Source organism: Acinetobacter sp. 826659 (assembly GCF_000588515.1).
Lineage (GTDB): Bacteria > Pseudomonadota > Gammaproteobacteria > Pseudomonadales > Moraxellaceae > Acinetobacter > Acinetobacter pittii.
Map to the genome: position 1 here is coordinate 224,211 of NZ_JFYD01000001.1, position 17,313 is coordinate 241,523.

At 39.5% G+C, this 17,313-nt stretch carries 17 protein-coding genes; 5 read left to right on the top strand and 12 right to left on the bottom strand.

Features of this window, described 5'->3' with window-relative positions; translation table 11 throughout:
• Nucleotides 1-78: 78 nt before the first annotated feature.
• On the bottom strand, nucleotides 79-1,086 hold the full coding sequence (galE, locus tag J663_RS01100) for a UDP-glucose 4-epimerase GalE (protein WP_033847323.1): 1,008 nt from the start codon (nucleotides 1,084-1,086) through the stop codon (nucleotides 79-81).
• A 65-nt stretch (nucleotides 1,087-1,151) separates the two neighbouring features.
• On the opposite strand from galE, the gene tusD reads away from it, so the two are divergent.
• The 4 genes from tusD to J663_RS01120 are packed head-to-tail and all read left to right on the top strand — an operon-like array spanning nucleotide 1,152 to nucleotide 2,547.
• A complete protein-coding gene (tusD, locus tag J663_RS01105) occupies nucleotides 1,152-1,520 on the top strand; it encodes a sulfurtransferase complex subunit TusD (protein WP_002115623.1) in 369 nt (122 codons plus the stop codon).
• A 44-nt stretch (nucleotides 1,521-1,564) separates the two neighbouring features.
• Nucleotides 1,565-1,915: a hypothetical protein gene (locus J663_RS01110; RefSeq protein ID WP_033847325.1), complete on the top strand. Its 351-nt coding sequence runs from the start codon at nucleotides 1,565-1,567 to the stop codon at nucleotides 1,913-1,915.
• A gap of 17 nt (nucleotides 1,916-1,932) precedes the next feature.
• Nucleotides 1,933-2,217 (top strand): hypothetical protein, encoded by a 285-nt coding sequence (locus J663_RS01115; protein WP_033847327.1) that lies wholly within the window; start codon nucleotides 1,933-1,935, stop codon nucleotides 2,215-2,217.
• A gap of 18 nt (nucleotides 2,218-2,235) precedes the next feature.
• Nucleotides 2,236-2,547, top strand: a complete 312-nt coding sequence (locus J663_RS01120; protein WP_033847329.1) for a TusE/DsrC/DsvC family sulfur relay protein — start codon at nucleotides 2,236-2,238, stop codon at nucleotides 2,545-2,547.
• 2 nt (nucleotides 2,548-2,549) lie between these two features.
• On the opposite strand, the gene J663_RS01125 is transcribed toward J663_RS01120, so the two are convergent.
• On the bottom strand, nucleotides 2,550-3,413 hold the full coding sequence (locus J663_RS01125) for a DMT family transporter (RefSeq protein ID WP_033847330.1): 864 nt from the start codon (nucleotides 3,411-3,413) through the stop codon (nucleotides 2,550-2,552).
• Nucleotides 3,414-3,536: 123 nt separating this feature from the next.
• Between J663_RS01125 and J663_RS01130 the strand changes: the two genes are divergently transcribed.
• Nucleotides 3,537-4,928, top strand: a complete 1,392-nt coding sequence (locus tag J663_RS01130) for a PLP-dependent aminotransferase family protein (protein ID WP_033847331.1) — start codon at nucleotides 3,537-3,539, stop codon at nucleotides 4,926-4,928.
• A gap of 16 nt (nucleotides 4,929-4,944) precedes the next feature.
• On the opposite strand, the gene J663_RS01135 is transcribed toward J663_RS01130, so the two are convergent.
• The 10 genes from J663_RS01135 to nirD form a co-directional block, all read right to left on the bottom strand.
• Nucleotides 4,945-5,427 carry a winged helix-turn-helix transcriptional regulator gene (locus tag J663_RS01135; RefSeq protein ID WP_033847333.1) on the bottom strand — a complete coding sequence of 161 codons (483 nt, stop codon included), beginning with the start codon at nucleotides 5,425-5,427 and terminating at the stop codon, nucleotides 4,945-4,947.
• Between the two features lie 216 nt (nucleotides 5,428-5,643).
• The gene (locus J663_RS01140) at nucleotides 5,644-6,879 is read right to left on the bottom strand and encodes a molybdopterin molybdotransferase MoeA (protein WP_033847335.1); all 1,236 of its coding nucleotides are present in this window, start codon (nucleotides 6,877-6,879) and stop codon (nucleotides 5,644-5,646) included.
• Nucleotides 6,879-7,802 (bottom strand): bifunctional molybdenum cofactor biosynthesis protein MoaC/MoaB, encoded by a 924-nt coding sequence (gene moaCB / locus J663_RS01145; protein WP_014207007.1) that lies wholly within the window; start codon nucleotides 7,800-7,802, stop codon nucleotides 6,879-6,881. The genes J663_RS01140 and moaCB overlap by 1 nt, the downstream gene beginning before the upstream one ends.
• 23 nt (nucleotides 7,803-7,825) lie before the next feature.
• Nucleotides 7,826-8,311, bottom strand: coding sequence for a molybdenum cofactor biosynthesis protein MoaE (locus tag J663_RS01150; protein ID WP_033847336.1), 486 nt, complete (start codon nucleotides 8,309-8,311; stop codon nucleotides 7,826-7,828).
• A gap of 3 nt (nucleotides 8,312-8,314) precedes the next feature.
• Nucleotides 8,315-8,569, bottom strand: a complete 255-nt coding sequence (locus J663_RS01155) for a MoaD/ThiS family protein (RefSeq protein WP_033847337.1) — start codon at nucleotides 8,567-8,569, stop codon at nucleotides 8,315-8,317.
• A complete protein-coding gene (moaA, locus tag J663_RS01160) occupies nucleotides 8,570-9,610 on the bottom strand; it encodes a GTP 3',8-cyclase MoaA (RefSeq protein ID WP_081404553.1) in 1,041 nt (346 codons plus the stop codon).
• A gap of 229 nt (nucleotides 9,611-9,839) precedes the next feature.
• The gene (locus J663_RS01165) at nucleotides 9,840-12,113 is read right to left on the bottom strand and encodes a molybdopterin-dependent oxidoreductase (RefSeq protein WP_033847340.1); all 2,274 of its coding nucleotides are present in this window, start codon (nucleotides 12,111-12,113) and stop codon (nucleotides 9,840-9,842) included.
• A gap of 149 nt (nucleotides 12,114-12,262) precedes the next feature.
• Entirely contained in the window at nucleotides 12,263-12,892 is a 630-nt protein-coding gene (gene mobA, locus J663_RS01170) for a molybdenum cofactor guanylyltransferase (protein ID WP_033847341.1), read from the bottom strand.
• A complete protein-coding gene (locus tag J663_RS01175; protein ID WP_033847342.1) occupies nucleotides 12,889-15,669 on the bottom strand; it encodes a nitrate reductase in 2,781 nt (926 codons plus the stop codon). The genes mobA and J663_RS01175 overlap by 4 nt, the downstream gene beginning before the upstream one ends.
• Nucleotides 15,670-15,687: 18 nt before the next feature.
• The gene (gene nirD / locus J663_RS01180) at nucleotides 15,688-17,310 is read right to left on the bottom strand and encodes a nitrite reductase small subunit NirD (protein ID WP_033847343.1); all 1,623 of its coding nucleotides are present in this window, start codon (nucleotides 17,308-17,310) and stop codon (nucleotides 15,688-15,690) included.
• Between the last annotated feature and the right edge of the window lie 3 nt (nucleotides 17,311-17,313).

The window sequence follows — 17,313 nt, forward strand, 5'->3', positions numbered from 1 at the left end:
AAGCAAGTGTTTGCTCTGGCTAGTTAATTTTGAATATCGTACTCAAGCATACCAGCATTGTAAATAAGAATCATTATCTCACCTTCCATTTAAAGTATTTTGATAGAAGCGCCATTCATCTTCGATCATTTGTTTTAATGGCCGCTTCGGTGTCCATTGCAATAAGGTTTTTGCTTTCTCAATATTAGCCCCAACTTGATCTAACTCGACATGTTTATAAATTGCTGATTGTGTAGGAACTTCAGCTTTAGTAACTTGTGAAATTTCATCGAGTAATTGACGAATTGAATGAACTTGGTCATGTGCAATATTAAATGCTTCACAACAATGCGTTTGTTCACGCAGCCAATGTAAGCTCGCAATGACAGCTTCACATAAATCTAAAACATGTAGAAAACTACGTTCAGTCGTATGATCTGACGTTTCAACTTGATCTTGTAATTCAATTAAATCACGTTGCATTGCTGCGACTTGCATCGCAAGCGGAACAATATTTTTAGGGAGCTGAGCGACATACTCTCCGAGTACCCCATGTTCAAATGCACCTACGATATTAGACAATCTTAAGATCGCAATTTTCCACTCATGGTCAATTTTATAAGTATCACGGATAATTTCTTCAATCATCTGTTGAGACTTAATGTAGGGATTAGGATAAGCATAATTAAATTCTTCTGTTTCACTCAATTGCAAGCCAGATTTCCCATAAGCTGCAAGGCTAGACAGATGAATGAAGTGACGAACACCCGTACGTTGCATGGCACGAAGCAAGCTCATGATACAACTAACATTATCATTATAATATTCAAGAGGTTTAAGGTTAGATTCTTCAATTGATTTGAATCCGGCAGTATGAATAACTGCATCAATTGAATATTGCTCAAACACCTTATTCAGCGCTGGTGTATTGCGTACATCAAGTTTGACAAATGGAACGTACATACCAGAAATAAACTCTAGCCGTTCCAAAGTTTGCAAGGTTGAATTAGCCAAATTATCGACGATTACCACCTCTTGCCCTTGAGCCATTAGACTCAACGCAATGTGTGAACCGATAAAGCCTAAACCACCTGTCACTAAAATCATTGTATACTTACCTTTCTCTTAATGTATCTACGCCCATTTAGACGTATGACCATAGTGAATTCTCAATGAGTACATTACTACTAATTACCTCTGCTCCTACTTCCATTCATGCTTGGCATGCGTTAGGACTTGCTCAGGCACTCAAAAGTAAAAATGAAGACTTCCGTGTATTCTTTTACCAAGATGGCGTGCAGGTTGCTAATGATTTTCAATGGGTTCCTGACGACCAGCGTAATTTAACGCATGAATGGCAAAAGCTTGCGATTCGTCTTCCTGTTTGTGTGAGTGCTGCCCTCGCTCGTGGTATTACAGATGCAGAAAATGCCAGTCGCCATCACCTTACTCATCACAACCTTGCCAAAGACTTTGAACTTGTCGGGTTAGGTGAACTTGCTGATGCAGTACAGTCAGCATCTCGTCTTATTCAATTTTAAGTTACTTTGTTTGCTTAGATTGTTGCTTTTAAAAGGTATATTGTGTGAAATCTGTACTCGTCATTTTAAGTCAAGCCAATTTAACCAGTCTTCAAATCAATGAAAGCCTTTCTGCTACTATGGTTTTAGCAACCTTTGGCTCACCAGTCAAAGTATTATTTAAAGATGCTGCCCTTAGTCTTCTGCAAAATGATTTAAGCTTTGATCAGTTTCGTCAGGCTTTCAAAGTGGCCTCAAATATGGTCGAAAGTTTTGAGTTCTACGACTTGAGTCCTATTCTGATTGAAAATAAAAATCAGCAGCATCCTCTTGTACAAAAAACCGAACAAGAAATTGAATTCGTTCAGTTGAATGCTGAGTTTATTCAATCTTTTGATCATGTTCTATATTGGTAGATTAAGGTGTAAGTTTAATGAATCCATCGACACTTTATCTTGTGCAATCTTCTTACCATGCTACACCTAAGATTATTGATGAATTAAGTCATCTTTTTCAGATAGGTGATCAAGTTGTTTTTATGGGTGATTCAGTTGCACAACTTTCTGCTGAAATGATTCAACCATTTGAATCCGTTTCATGCTTAAGCATCGAAAAAGACTTACTTGATACAGATACTTTATCTCAGATAAAGGTATTAGATTACGATCAATTTGCTGATCTGGTTTTAATGTTTAATCGCTGTATTTCTCTTAAATAATATATTTAGGCTGGTTTCATGAATTTAGAATTAGACCAAGATGGTCATTTGGTTGATTACACAATCTGGAATCCTAAAGTTGCGCAAGAACTTGCCAAGTCACTGGATCTTGAACTCACCGATTGGCATTTTGAAATTTTAGCAGCTGTACGTCAGTTTTATCAGCAATTTGGACACTCTCCAGCAACTCGCCCGCTGATTAAATTTTTAATGAAAACGGTCAGTCCAGAGATTAATAATGCAGTTTTACAGCAACAATTTAATACTGGTTTAGTGGCGCGTCACTTAAGTCGTTTAGCAGGGATTCCTAAACCAGCAAATTGTTTATAATATTAAGTAAATTTCTTAGCAGCAGCGACGCATAAAATTGTTGCTGCTGTAACCACCAACATTGACCAACTTACTTGTTCGTGTAACAAGACCGCAGCAATACCTAATCCCATTAAAGGTTGCAAGAGTTGTAGTTGGCTAATCGCAGCAATTCCTCCTTGCGCAAGCCCTTTGTACCAAAAGAAGAAACCAATCAGCATACTAAATAAAGACACATAAATAAGACCTACTAAAGCTGATGTAGATATGTTCTGAAATGAAGCTGGCATATAGAAAATAGTCAAAAATAGCATAAAAGGTAGTGACAAAATAAGCGCCCAACAAATGACCTGCCATCCACCAATTTTTTTTGAAAGTACACCGCCTTCTGCATAGCCAAAGCCACAAAAAATGATCGCCATCAACATATAAAAGTCTCCTATCCCAAGTGAGGTATCACCAGAAATCAAAAACATATAAGTGAAGACAACCGCACTCCCTAAGACTGCAAATATCCAGAAAAATTGATTCGGTTTTTCACCGCCTCTCAACACAGCAAATATTGCAGTTGCGAGAGGTAAAAGGCTAACAAAAACGATTGAATGAGCCGCATTCATGTATTGCAGAGCAAGCGCTGTAAATAGAGGAAAACCTATCACCACGCCTAAAGAAACGATGGCAAGAGGCCACCAATCTTGCTTGGCTGGTTTTTTTTGTTTTAAAACCAAAATAAGAATAAGGCCTAAAATACCTGCGATTGCCGCACGTGCCGCAGTTAGAAAACCAGGATCGAAACCCATTACGGCTACGCGTGTTGCTGGTAGTGATCCCGCAAAAATAGCCACACCAATAAAACCATTCACCCAGCCATTCATAAACCTATTCATAATTTTCTCCGTCACTATACGAAGAATTTAAGCTGTGCTAAGGTGAATAAACCAGATACAAAGCAGTACAATTTTAAAGAACTGTAATGTATTAATAACCAGTACAGTTCGGATTGTAAGTCAGTGAACCAGAACAAAACCAAAATTGAAATTGTCATTTCAGAGATTGAGCAACAAATAAAAAATCGGTCTTTAATGCCTGGAGCACGCTTACCCTCCGTTCGTAAGTTAGCAAATAATCTTGGCTTTTCTGTATCAACGATTGTAGAAGCCTATGAAAGATTAATTGCTCTAGGCAAAATCGAATCAAGAACTGGGTCTGGTTTTTATATTGTTGGTCCGCTTGCCCCGCTTTCTTTAAGCGAATTAGGTCCTAAATTAGATCGCTCAGTCGATCCATTATGGATTTCACGCCAATCTTTGGAGGCGAAAGCAGATGTTTTTAAGCCCGGTTGCGGTTGGTTACCTGATGACTGGATGCCATTAGATAGTATTCGTAAAGCATTAAGGTCGGCTGCAAGAAGCCCAGATGATTGTTTGATGGGTTATTCAACGCCATTAGGATTACCCGCTCTACGTGATTTACTGGCAAGACGCGCTCAAGCAAAAGGTATCAATGCAAATCTTAATCAAGTACTTTTAACAGACTCAGGAACTCAAGCGATTGATTTAGTATGCCGATTTTTACTAAAGCCCGATGATGTGGTTTTAATTGATGATCCTTGTTATTTTAACTTTCATGCATTACTTAAAGTTCATCAAGTTAAGGTTATTGGTATTCCCTACACACCAACAGGTCCTGACTTAGAAGCATTTAAAGAAGCAATCGAGACTTATAATCCACGTCTTTATATCACCAACTCAGGAATTCATAATCCAACTGGTGCAGTACTTTCTCTTTCTACGGCGCATCAATTATTAAAACTTATTGAACAATCAAATTTGATTGTTGTTGAGGATGATATTTTCTCAGACTTTGAATATAGCCCTGCTCCTCGACTTGCTGCTTTGGATAATCTTTCACGTGTAATCTTTATTGGAAGTTTTTCTAAAACGTTATCAGCATCTATTCGTTGTGGTTATATTATTGCTAAACCAGAATGGATTGATCAGCTCACAGACCTGAAAATTGCCACAAGCTTTTCTCATAATGGCGTATCAGCTGAAGTTTTATTAAGTGCTTTAACAGATGGCTCGTACCGTAAACATATAGAATTACTAAAGGTTCGTTTAGCAAAAGCGATGCACGATACGATTAGTAAACTTGAACCATTGGGTATAAAGCCATGGATTAAGCCACAAGCGGGAATTTTTGTTTGGTGTCATTTGCCAAAGGGAGTTGAAGCTTCAGAAATTGCAAAATATTGTATTAATCATCAGGTTATTCTTGCGCCAGGAAACGCGTTTAGCCAAGCTTCTAATGCTGGTCAATTCATCCGCTTTAATGTAACCCAGTCAAATCATGACCACATCTATAAGACTCTAGCTGATGCGATTCAACAAGAGTCTTCATGACTGGTAATAAGAGAAATTAAGCTTGTTTCTGCTTTTGCTGTATATATGCAAAATAACCCGGCCCAGCTGAAACTTGAACTTGTTTTGCATGTAAAGGTTCACGGCAAACCGAACATACCATGACTGGTTCAAACTTATGACCACAAGTTTTATGGCGATATTCTAAAGGTTTGCCTAAGCCTTGATCCATCCATTTGTCTGCCCAATTCGCCATAGACAAAATAATTGGATAAAGTTCAAAACCTTTATCAGTCAATTTATATTCAAAGCGTTCCTGACGATCAAAATAAGGAGATTTGACTAAAATTTCATATTCAACCAACCGCTTTAAACGATCCGAAAGGACATGACGAGTGACACCTAATGACTTTTGAAAATCGTCAAAACGGCGTATTCCCATAAAAGCATTACGTAATATTAGCATCGTCCATCGATCACCAATCACTGATAGCATACGAGCAACCGAACAAGGTTGATCACCGATGTCGTCCCATTTCATCTTTATGCGTTCCTCGATATTTCCTAGCCTAATGGCCCTATTGTTTATACCCTAAACCACTTAGCACGATTTATGCAAGATTCATTATAAAAATAACTTCTTATCAAGCTTATGAAAGAATTTTCATTATAAAAAATTAAAAGTTATTATTTAAAATTGCTTAATAAATATAACTCACTCAGTCATATAGTGAGTTATATTTATCATTACTGGTTATTAATTTGAAATAAATACGCCCTTCAATATATAACCCGCTTCCAATTTTGCACTTGCCGGAATTCGCACCAGACAATTGGCCTGCATTAAATTACTGAGCATGTGTGATTGCTGTTTTGCCAGACTTTTAACTTTAAGTTGTCCATTGTCAAAATAAGCATGCATTCTTAGAAAACGTTCACGCGCATCTTCTTTTAAATCATGATCTAAAATTGCACTAAACCACACTGGCCCAGCTTGGTTTCCCTGCAAAGTGTCAAGCAATGCTTTACCGTAAACCTGCATAGACACATAGACCGCAGCAGGATTACCCGGTAATCCCAGTAAATAACAGTGGTGATCTGATTCTGGATGAGAATATTCAGCAAAAAAGAGTGGCTTACCTGGCTTTTGTTTTACTTTCCAAAAGATCTGCTCAAAACCAACTTCAAAAGCACATGGCCGAACAAAATCATAGTCTCCAACAGAGACTCCACCTGTGGTTATGATCACATCATGGCTATCTTTTAATTGGTCGAAATATTGTGTGACCTGTGCTGCCTCATCTGCCACATGAATGAGTTCAACATCTAAACCATAATCTTCAAACCAAGCTTTTAGTAACGGGCCATTTGCATCAAAGATTTTACCTTCAGCTAGATCTTCTGCTGTTTCGGCAACTTCATCACCCGTGATCAAAACAGCGACTTTCGGCGCACGATAGACTTCAACGGTTTGCACACCTGCCATACTTAAGGCAGCCAAGCTTCCAATATTTAAAAACTGTCCAACTTGGGCAAGCAACTGCCCGTTCTGGATTTCTTCACCCGTAAAACGGATATCAGCTTTAGGGCGAATATGTTCAGTTAACGAAATTTCTTGTGCTGAAACGACCTCTACTATTTCTTGCCTCGCAACATGTGTTGTGCCTTCAGGAATTTTGCCACCAGTAAATATACGAATTGCCTGTCCTTCATTCAGAATGTCATGACTTTCGCTTCCGGCACGAATCTCGCCAGTAACCTGAAACTTTTGATTATTTAAATCTTCTGCATGGCTACAAAGTGCGTAACCATCTACAGCACTTTGAGAGAAACTTGGTAAATTAATTTCTGAATAAATTTCTTTAGCAAGATATCTACTTAGGCTATTTTGTAGAACTTGCTGAATTGAGTCTAATTTTTTAGGTCGGTTACTAATCAGCTCAATTGCTTCATCCACGCTAATCAACCCACGTTCTGCACCACAACCAGTCATTATTCATAGCCTCCCGGATGTGGTAGATCACGGCAAACATCAAAAATATGCACTAAGGCAGGTAAAATAGCAGCCATTGATTCGCTTGCTCCACCACGGCTTCCCGGTAAAGTCACCACTAAAGAGCGATCAATAAAACCAGCTACTCCACGCGACATTGCAGCATATGGCGTGCGTTTTTGTCCAAATGAACGAGCAGCTTCCATTAAGCCATCTAGCTTACGCTCAAGAAGTGGCTCTAGCGTATCAACCGTAATATCACGCTTACCAATTCCAGTACCGCCGACGGTCATAATGCAAGCATATGATTTGCTCAACTCAAGCACTAAGTTTTTTAAAGTATCCGCTTCATCTGGCAAAATTTGGTAATGGATTGGATCGAATCCTGCTTCAGTTAAAGTTTCAACCACAGATTTTCCGGCAGTATCGGGCTTTCTACCCGCTGCTACGGTGTCTGACAACACAATAACCGCAGCCGAAACAGGTTGACGAAGAACTCGCTTAAAGTGTGATTTACCACCTTTTTTCTTAAGCAATTTACATTGGTCCATCCAGAGTTCTTCTGGTTCACAATGTGGTTTTAACATGTCATAAATAGTTAAGCCTGCAAGACTTGCAGCCGTTAAGGCTTCCATTTCTACGCCAGTTGGACCAATGGTTTCAACTACGGCAATGATCTTTACAAAATCATGTTCTAATTCATATTCAACATCTGCACGATAAATCGGCAGTGGATGACATAAAGGAATCAGCTCATCAGTACGTTTTGCTGCCAAAATTCCTGCAACACGTGCGGTTTTTAATGCATCACCTTTTTCCGTATTCCCTTGTCTTAATAACTCAATACAGTGCGGTGGTGCATATAAAATAGCTTGTGCTTCAGCAACACGATAACTTTCCGGCTTCATTCCTACGTTTTTCATTATTTATCCTAGTATTACATATTTCAGTGTGAGTGCTCATGGCCGGTATGATGGTGATGTTTGTGTTCGTGCGGTGCATCCTTACGAATACAGCAGCCCTCTACATAGTGACTTGTACCATCTGTAAAGAACTCTTCTTTAAACACAGGCACTTCATGCTTTACCCGCTCAACCGCTTCTTCGCACGCTTGAAAAGCTTCACTGCGATGGGCTGCATAAGCAATTGCAATGATTGCTGTTTCACCCACATCTAGATGCCCAATCCGATGAACCACTCGCACATAAGATACCTGATACTTTTTCTCAATTTCCAGTTCAATTTCACGTATCATTTTTTCAGAAAGCGGTTTATACGAGGTATATTTCAAAGCCTTAACCGCTTTACCTTCATGGTGATTACGAACTGTACCCATAAAAATATCAATTCCACCGCATTCTGGAAAAGATTCAATAGGATCAAAAGTATCTAGGCTTAAAACCTGCTCTTGAATACGTGCAAAATCTCGCATGACTTACCCTCCTGCAACTGGTGATAATAAAACCAGAGTACACGGCTCACTTAAGGCAGATTGTCTGGTTATAACGTTATCCTCTATCGCACATGCACATTTTTCCATGGCCTGTGTACATTCCGGATGCAACGAAACAATTTCATTTAAGACATCTTTAACTAAAATATCGGTGGGGAAAACTAACGAAAGATTTTGTGGAAGCAATTTTTCAATTGCACCAAATGATTCGATTTTAATTTGGATAGATTGCTGCATTTATCCCCCAAGCATATGCATACTGATTTTACGGGTTTGTTGATGTTGTAAGGCATGAAAGCCTTTAGCTTTATGCCAAATATAAGGATGGACCAAATTCTTTAAATTTTGGATATACATATCGTATTCTGGTGTACGTTGTTTACTTACCAGCGTTTGAAGTTGTGGTTTAATATTTAAACCCTGCGGTGCAAATAAACAGTTATAGAGTTCACCTTGTGCCGTTAGTCGTATACGGTCACATTGATGGCAAAATGAATGAGTAATGGTAGAAATGATGCCTAGCGCGTAACTATTGTTAAGTAAATATTGACGTGCTGGCTCATGTTGCTGCTCAATCACTTGTACTGAATAATGTGGTTGTAATGCTTGTAAAATTTCAGCTTCGCTCACCACATCTTTATTTGACCAAAGTGCATCACCATCAAGTGGCATGAATTCAATAAAACGTAAAGCAATATGATTAGCGATTGACCATTTCACCATCGGTAGGATTTGATCGTCATTTTTATTTTTCATTAATACACAGTTAATTTTAAAAGGTAGACCTGCATCTTTTGCAGCTTGAATACCTTCAAGAACTGGTTCTAATTTTTTCTTGGTGAGTTCTTTAAATTGAATTGGATCAAGACTATCTAAACTAATATTTAAATCATCTAAACCAGCATCTTTTAATTGCTGAGCGTACTTTGCAAGGTAATGTCCATTAGTGGTCATTGAAATACGTTTTAAACCTAATGCTTTTAAGGCTTGTAAATCACGAACGAAATGGACAATTCCTTGACGCATTAATGGTTCGCCACCCGTAATACGGATGCTTTCAATACCTTGTTGCACCATAAAACTGCAAAACTGAAATAGCGCCTCAAAACTAAGCAAATCTTGTTTATTTAGCCATTCAGGATGTTCAGGCATGCAATACACACACTTAAAATTACAGCGATCAGTTACTGAAATACGTAATTTTCGCTTGATGCGCCCATATTGATCTTGCAAAAGCATTGGCGCAGTTTCAGAGTGATATTGTTTCATTATTTGCACTCATATCGAGAACAGTTCAAATATTGCAAGCACTCATTAAGAGCAATTAAACTTTTAAAATTGCGCCTTAGTAGTGCTTTGATCTTTATTGCAAAATTTGTTCCAATTCTATTTATCATCCATAACTTTTTGGGTTGTATTTGAAATTTCGGCCGTATCGTTTTAGTTTAAACTTTAAAGCTTTACAAAATCAGTGCGGCGTCAACCTTTTATATGCCCTACTTTATTTCTAGCACTTTTCTAAACGGATGGGTACATATTTATGGTACGGTGTTTTAGATAAAGGGTCACAATGCTCACCAGAAATAAGCATGTTTAATTGTGGTCCAATTGGTTCCCCACCTTGAAAGCGCATGCCATAACCATGTGGAAGCGAAACAACTCCTTTTCGCATTCCCTCATCAAAATCTACAGTAACCTGAATTTCTCCATGTTGTGAGATACATTTGATTTGATCACCCATAGCTACATTTAAGGCCTCTGCATCTTCAGGATGAATTCGTAAAGCTCCTTCAGCATCTACTTTTCGCCATGCTGGGTCACGATAAATTTGGTTGGCGTTATAACTACGTCGCTCACCCGACAAAAGTATGAAAGGAAATTCTTCAACGTTAACCTGATGATTTTTTAAATTTGCGAGCTCAATTAACATCTCGGGAATAGCTAAACGTATTTTCTTATCTTTATAAGCTACCAGTTTCCAGACTTCGTCATATTCATGTTGCGATAAAATCATACCTGAACGTTGCTTTAATATTTGCTCAAATAGTTTGACACCTTGTGTTAACGGATTACCCTTATAACCTGCACGGCGTACCGCTTTGGTGTGTAACACAGCATATTGAATCGATAATGGCAATAAAAAAGCAACTGAATCTGCAGAATTGCCAAGTCGCTTGCCAAGAGTGCGATAAATGATAGAGGCAGCAAAAGGGATATATTTTTTATGTCGTGCTAAGGTAAGTCCTAACGCCGACAAGTATGGTAAGTAGGCTGTTTTTTTCGAGTCGACTAAAGCGATTTTTTCTAAAACTGGAAAGCGTTTTGGAATCACCTGCATAGCTTCAAGTAATCGAGTATAAATTTCGCCTTCCGGTAAAGTGTTTGCTTGAGCAGCCAATACGGGATGTCTTAGGTGAAAGCCATTCTTAGGGAACTCAAGATTAAAGCCCGTAAATTCCCATTTTTCAAACTGGGTGTGTGCAGGCAAAATATAGTCCGCTAGTCTCGCGGTTTCCGTCATGGCGACATCGACCACAACCAACAAATCTAATGCTTTAAAGGCTTCCTCATAGGCTGGTGTATCAGGATAGGTTAATAGTGGATTACAACTATCTACAAACACAGCACGAATTCGCTTTTCCCCTGCTTTTAGGATTTCATCGGGTAAAATATTAGGCGGGAAAAACCCGGAAATCGGGAACATTTTATGGTAAACGCTACGTCGATATTTTGGTTTTCTTTCATCCGTATCGGTCAAAATTGGAATAAACATGGTATGCAAATTATTGGCACCTTGTTTTCCAAAGTTTCCAGTCAGTAAGTACAGTAGTTTTTCTAAATAACCATTTAAAGTCGTATTCAAAGTATGTTGAATACCTAAATCGATACGTACACAGCCTCTTTTTGCCTTGGCAAAATCTCGAACTACCTGGTAAATCAAATCGACTGGAACATCTGCTTTGGCAATATAGTCTTCAATTGGAACTCGACTAAATGCTGTTTTTACGTCTTCAAAACCGTGCGTATGCTGCCCAATAAACGCTGCATCATAAAGCTTTTCTTTAATAATAATCGCAATCATGGCTGACATTAAAAAAGCATCAGTCCCTGGTTTTAGCTGCACATGAATGTCTGCTTGTTTGGCCGTTTCGGTAACACGCGGGTCAAACACGACCATGGTTCGATTCGGATCTTTCTTAATATGTTTTAGTGTGTCTCGTGCATTAGGAATGCCATGGGCCTGAAAAGGATTTGTCCCAATGAAAAGTACATAATCTGCGTGTTCAACATCTTCTGTGATATGGCAAGCCTGACTACCGAACAAACGTCCATTGAGCCAGAAATCACCCGTTTTTTCTTGAGCAAGAGAGTTATAAGCATAATAACTTTTCATGGCCAGCAAGAGCTGTCGGCCATACGCTGCGCCGAGGTGGTTACCCTGACCGCCGCCCCCAACAGAAGCAAAAGCAGTGCCGCCAAAAGTATCTCTAATCTGTACTAAACGATCAGCAATTTCTTGTATGGCTACATCCCAACTCACTTCTTGAAATGATCCATCTGGTTGACGTTTTAAAGGTGTGGTCAAACGGTCTGCATGTTGCTGGTAATGCTGTAATCTGGCAGCTTTTTGGCAAATGTAACCTTGAGAAAAAGGATGTTCGGGATCACCTTTAATTTTGACAAACTGGTTATCTTTAATTTCGACACTTAAACCGCAGTTTCTAGAACATAAGATACATGCGGTCACATCTGTTTTACTTTGCTGAGCTGCGTCCATCATTTTTCTGGCTCCGTTTATTTTTATACATCTAGCTAGAATTAAAATAACAAGTTCCAAAATAGAACTTATATATTAGATAGTCAAGAACGCATCATTCTAAAATTTGTTTATAACATCAATTTAGTTTGTAAATTGATAAAATCTAATGTTTAACTTGCTGTAAATATCTCTTTAAAAGCATTGATTTGTTTATATTGTTGAAGCTCATCCAAAGAGTTAATGCTATGAAAAAATAAGTTTTGTTTTTGAAATACGGCGACTTGTGCATGTAAAAGCTTAAAGCACTCTTTTAAACTTAATCGTTGTTTGTCAATTTGCGCTGTTATCGTAAGCAGGCTTTCACGCTTTAATAAGCAAAATGGGTATAAAGCATCTCCATTAATTGAAACATAGGCTACCTGAGCTTGTTTATTTTTGCGTAGTGCGCTGTGTAATTTCGCAACAACTTGCGTAGGTATATACGTCACATCACAGGGAATACACAAAACATAATCTGCTTTTACATGTGACCATGCGCTTTTCATACCCATAAGTGGGCCGAAAAAACCGGAAGCATCATCTTGAAAACATTTAATATCAGGCACAATACTTTGATAAATTGAATAATCACGATGACTATTTACCCAAATTTCAGATACAGATGACTTTAGTTTTTGATGAATTTTGAGTAGTTGCGTATCGCCATCAAATTGCTGCAATAGCTTATTTAAACCATTCATACGGCGGGCTTGTCCACCCGCCAAAATGACTAAATCAGTTACGGGATATCCCTTATTCACACTTCCACCTCTTGTTGGCAAGCTTTAATCAAGCCACGAATCTCAGGTAAACATGAACCACAGTTCCCACCTGCTTTTAAACATGCAGTAACCTGTTTTTCATGGGTAATGTTTTGTGTTTTTATCACGTCGATAATTTTATTCTTACCTACTTTAAAACAACTACACACTAAAGGCCCATCATTATTAGTAGCCGACATTGGCATACCCGCTAGTAAAGCTTTTCGGTGCAAGGCGCTCAAACGTTCTCGTTTAAACAGACTCGCTACCCAATCACGGTCTGGCAATAAATCTGGCGGTGCAATATATAGACTTGCAATTACAATGCCATCTTTCAAAATAACGCTATGGCTCAGTTGTGAAGAGATATCTTCTATGCTTAACCATTCAAAGGTTTCATCGGCAAATGGTAAAAAGCTTTTCAGATTCTTTTGAGTATCGTGAAAAGTTTGACGGTCTGCAAGTTCATAACGATTGGTTTTCACCATTTTGACTTTGGTCCACCATGCACAGTGATGCAGCGATTCTTGGATATACGAATCGTATCCTTCACGAATATAGAGCACGCCTTGCCAAGTGGTATAGAACGGCTGAATGGTTACAGGCGTATGTTTGAACTCGGGCTCACCCGAAATTGCATCAACTTCTGGATTAACGACTTTACCAATGCGGGCGTCGGATGCAACCTGTTCAGTCCAGTGAATCGGTGCAAAAATTTGCCCACGACGTACCCCCGATGAGAAGGTCACACGTAGTACACAACTGCCCCATTTCGAACGAACTTCTACTAAGCCTTGATCACGTACACCAAATTTCAAGGCATCACTTGGATGAATCTCACAGAATGGTTCAGCGCGGTGACTGGTCAAATTTGGTGACAAACCAGTACGAGTCATGGTGTGCCATTGATCACGAATACGTCCCGTGTTCAAAATGAGCGGATAATCTTCTGAAACTGCATGTACGGGATCAATTGCAACCGTCGGAATCAATTTTGCCTTGGCATTTTTATGACTAAACTGGCCCTTGCCAAACAGTTGTTGAACGGCTTTAGCGTCTTGGTTTTTATCCCATACTGGCCATTGCACTGGTTGTAGAGCATCGTACTCAGCATTACTTAGGTTCATTAAACCTTTCAGATTGAAATAACGAAAATTATTACTCTCTTCTCGCAGATCCATGTCTGTATTGTCTTGTGCAGATAACGCTGCATGCTCATTAAAGATGTCATTTGCACTCGCAAAGTCAAAACCATTAAAGCCTAATTTTTTCGCGACTTGGCTAACAGACCACCAATCTGCTTTTGCTTCACCTGGCGCAGGTAAGAATGCGCGCTGACGTGAAATACGGCGCTCAGAATTAGTAACAGTTCCATCTTTTTCACCCCAACCTAAAGCTGGAAGCAAAATATCGGCGTAAGCCGTAGTATCGGTATCGGCACAGATATCTGACACAACGACCAATTCGCATTTCTCTAAAGCACGTTTAACTTGATCGGCATCGGGCAAACTCACGACTGGATTGGTTGCCATAATCCAGATGGCTTTAATTTTTCCAGCTTCAACGGCACGAAACAAATCAACCGCTTTTAAGCCAGCTTGAGTCGCAATAAATGGGCTATCCCAAAAGGTTTGCACTACTTTTTGATGTAATGGATTATCTAAGTCCATGTGCGCAGCCAACATATTGGCTAAGCCACCCACTTCTCGGCCACCCATCGCATTGGGCTGACCTGTCATAGAAAATGGTGCAGCACCAAGCTTACCAATTTTGCCTGTTAATAAATGACAGTTAATAATGCTGTTGGCCTTATTTACGCCCTGACTTGATTGATTCACACCCATTGAAAATAGGGTAATTACTTTTTCAGTCTGCGCAAATTTCTCAAAGAACTGCTGTAATTTATCGAGTGCAATTCCCGTACGCTTTGCCACATATTCAATATCGGCTTCTGGGTGGCTGCTTGCCAAAACATCTTGCAGACCTTCTGTATAAGCCTCTACAAATGCCTGATCGGCATGACCATTTTGATATAGATATTGGAATAGACCGTTAAACAATGCGACATCTTGTCCCGGTAAAATCGGTAAATGTAAATCCGCTTGTTCACAGGTACTGGTAAAACGTGGGTCAATTACCACCACAAACATATCCGGATTTTGGCTTTTAGCCTGCATAATCCGCTGATACAGCACAGGATGGCACCATGCGGTATTAGAACCGACCAATACCACCATGTCTGCATGTTCAAAATCTTCATAACTTGCAGGCACAATATCCTCACCGAAACTACGTTTGTGACCTGCCACCGCAGATGACATGCAAAGGCGTGAGTTGGTATCAATATTTGCAGTACCCAAATAGCCTTTTACAAACTTATTCACCACATAATAGTCTTCAGTCAAAAGCTGACCTGAAACATAAAATGCAATACTGTCACGACCATATTTGTCGATACAAGACTGGAATTTATCGGCAATTTTATTGATTGCTGCATCCCATGTGGTTACAGTCCGATGTGGCTTACGACCAAACATTGGTTGTAAAACACGTGTTTCTAACCCTAAAGTATCCGCAAGACGGCTTCCTTTAATACATAAGCGTCCAAAGTTGGAAGGATGCTCAGCATCCCCCTCTACTTGCACCACAGGTCCTTGAGGTTTTTGTTGGACGTTTACACTAACACCACAACCTACACCGCAATATGGACATGTTGTTTTAGTGATTTTTGCAACATGGTCGGAGCTATCGATTTCAACGCTTGGAATACTATTCATAACTGCTCCTTTCCCTATTTAGCCTGCATTTTTTAATGCAAAATCTCGACCAAATAGCAGTTTATTTCTAAATGAAGAAACAGGTGTTTGGTCTGCAATTAACTCTGCATACCACATGCCATCTTCAGTATCACCGAACAGTACTGCACCGATTACCCGATCGCTTTGAATGATAATACGCTTATAAATCTGGCGTTTTTCATCGTTCAGTATAATGTCTTCATAATCATCTTTCGGCTCAAAATTGCCCGCAGAGAATACATCGACACCACTGACTTTTAACTGAGTCGGCACAGTGGGTGCTTTAAAAGTTAAGCTGCCGTGTTCAGCCAGATGGGTCGCGCAAATAAAAGCTTGCCCCCACAGTGGTTCAACCAAACCGAAAGTTTGACCACGGTGTTCGATACATTCACCCACCGCGTAAATACTTGGGTCAAATGTTTGCATGGTGTCATTCACCAATACACCGCGATTGCAACGTAAACTAGCACTTTGTGCCAAAGCAATATTTGGACGAATGCCCACAGCAAATACCACAAGGTCAGCATCTAAGACCGTGCCATCTTTCAAACGGATTTGTTTGACATGACCATTTTCATCACCAATTAACGCCTCTGTATTGGCTTCGGTAATGATTTGAATGCCTTTTTGCTCAATACTATGACGAAGTAATTGACTCGCACGACCATCAAGTTGACGTTCCATAATACGGTCCATCAAATGCAATACTGTGACATTCATACCGCGTTGTTTTAAACCATACGCAGCTTCTAAACCGAGTAAACCACCACCAATCACGACTGCATTGGTTTTTGAACCGCAGTACTCAATCATAGTGTTAACGTCATAGATATCACGGAAAGTTAAAACGCCTTTTAGGTCGACACCTTGAACTGGTGGAATAAACGGAGCCGAACCTGTCGCCAAAATTAAACGGTCATAATCAACTGTCTGGCCTTTTTCGGTGTAAACCACTTTACGTGGGCGATCAATTTTTACGGCTTTATCACCGGCAATAAATTTAATGCCTTTATCGTCATACCACTTTGGTGGATGCAACATAATGTCTTCAATGGTTTTTTCACCCGATAAAACCGGAGATAACATAATGCGGTTATAGTTACCCCAAGGTTCTTCACCAATCACCGTGACTTCATAACGGTCTGGGGCCATATCAAGTAAATCTTCTAGACAACGCATCCCTGCCAAACCATTCCCGATCAGCACCAGTTTAAGTTTGTCTTGTGATACACCTGTATTGGTAATATAAGTTTTTTGCGGCACCGCATTGACCCAAACACGGCCATCAACAATTTTGCTCGGATAAACTGCCAATTTTTGGTCTTTATCTTCTAAACAACGGCCCGTTGCCAAACTAAAATGTTGTTTATAGATTGGCGATGCAATGACACGCTCACCTTGTAAATCTCCAATAATGCCGCGGCTCATCACATTCGCTTGGCTAAACGGATCTTTATTACTCAGCACGTAAACACGTTTTTCATGTCCTACACGAAAAATTGCTACCGCTTGTCCACCCACTAGCGCACCCGCGCCAGTGTTTGGGGTTAAATCATCGAGTGCACACACATCAATCCATTGATCATCAGGAAGCATATTTTTGTCTTGTACAATATTCATAGA

Excerpts from the sequence above, each read along its gene's own strand:
- J663_RS01165 (WP_033847340.1), bottom strand. The coding sequence starts at position 12,113 with ATGATGGACGCAGCTCAGCAAAGTAAAACAGATGTGACCGCATGTATC.
- galE (WP_033847323.1), bottom strand. The coding sequence starts at position 1,086 with ATGATTTTAGTGACAGGTGGTTTAGGCTTTATCGGTTCACACATTGCG.
- J663_RS01150 (WP_033847336.1), bottom strand. The coding sequence starts at position 8,311 with ATGCGAGATTTTGCACGTATTCAAGAGCAGGTTTTAAGCCTAGATACT.
- J663_RS01175 (WP_033847342.1), bottom strand. The coding sequence starts at position 15,669 with ATGAATAGTATTCCAAGCGTTGAAATCGATAGCTCCGACCATGTTGCA.
- J663_RS01155 (WP_033847337.1), bottom strand. The coding sequence starts at position 8,569 with ATGCAGCAATCTATCCAAATTAAAATCGAATCATTTGGTGCAATTGAA.
- J663_RS01120 (WP_033847329.1), top strand. The coding sequence starts at position 2,236 with ATGAATTTAGAATTAGACCAAGATGGTCATTTGGTTGATTACACAATC.
- J663_RS01125 (WP_033847330.1), bottom strand. The coding sequence starts at position 3,413 with ATGAATAGGTTTATGAATGGCTGGGTGAATGGTTTTATTGGTGTGGCT.
- J663_RS01115 (WP_033847327.1), top strand. The coding sequence starts at position 1,933 with ATGAATCCATCGACACTTTATCTTGTGCAATCTTCTTACCATGCTACA.
- tusD (WP_002115623.1), top strand. The coding sequence starts at position 1,152 with ATGAGTACATTACTACTAATTACCTCTGCTCCTACTTCCATTCATGCT.
- J663_RS01135 (WP_033847333.1), bottom strand. The coding sequence starts at position 5,427 with ATGAAATGGGACGACATCGGTGATCAACCTTGTTCGGTTGCTCGTATG.
- J663_RS01140 (WP_033847335.1), bottom strand. The coding sequence starts at position 6,879 with ATGACTGGTTGTGGTGCAGAACGTGGGTTGATTAGCGTGGATGAAGCA.
- moaCB (WP_014207007.1), bottom strand. The coding sequence starts at position 7,802 with ATGAAAAACGTAGGAATGAAGCCGGAAAGTTATCGTGTTGCTGAAGCA.
- nirD (WP_033847343.1), bottom strand. The coding sequence starts at position 17,310 with ATGAATATTGTACAAGACAAAAATATGCTTCCTGATGATCAATGGATT.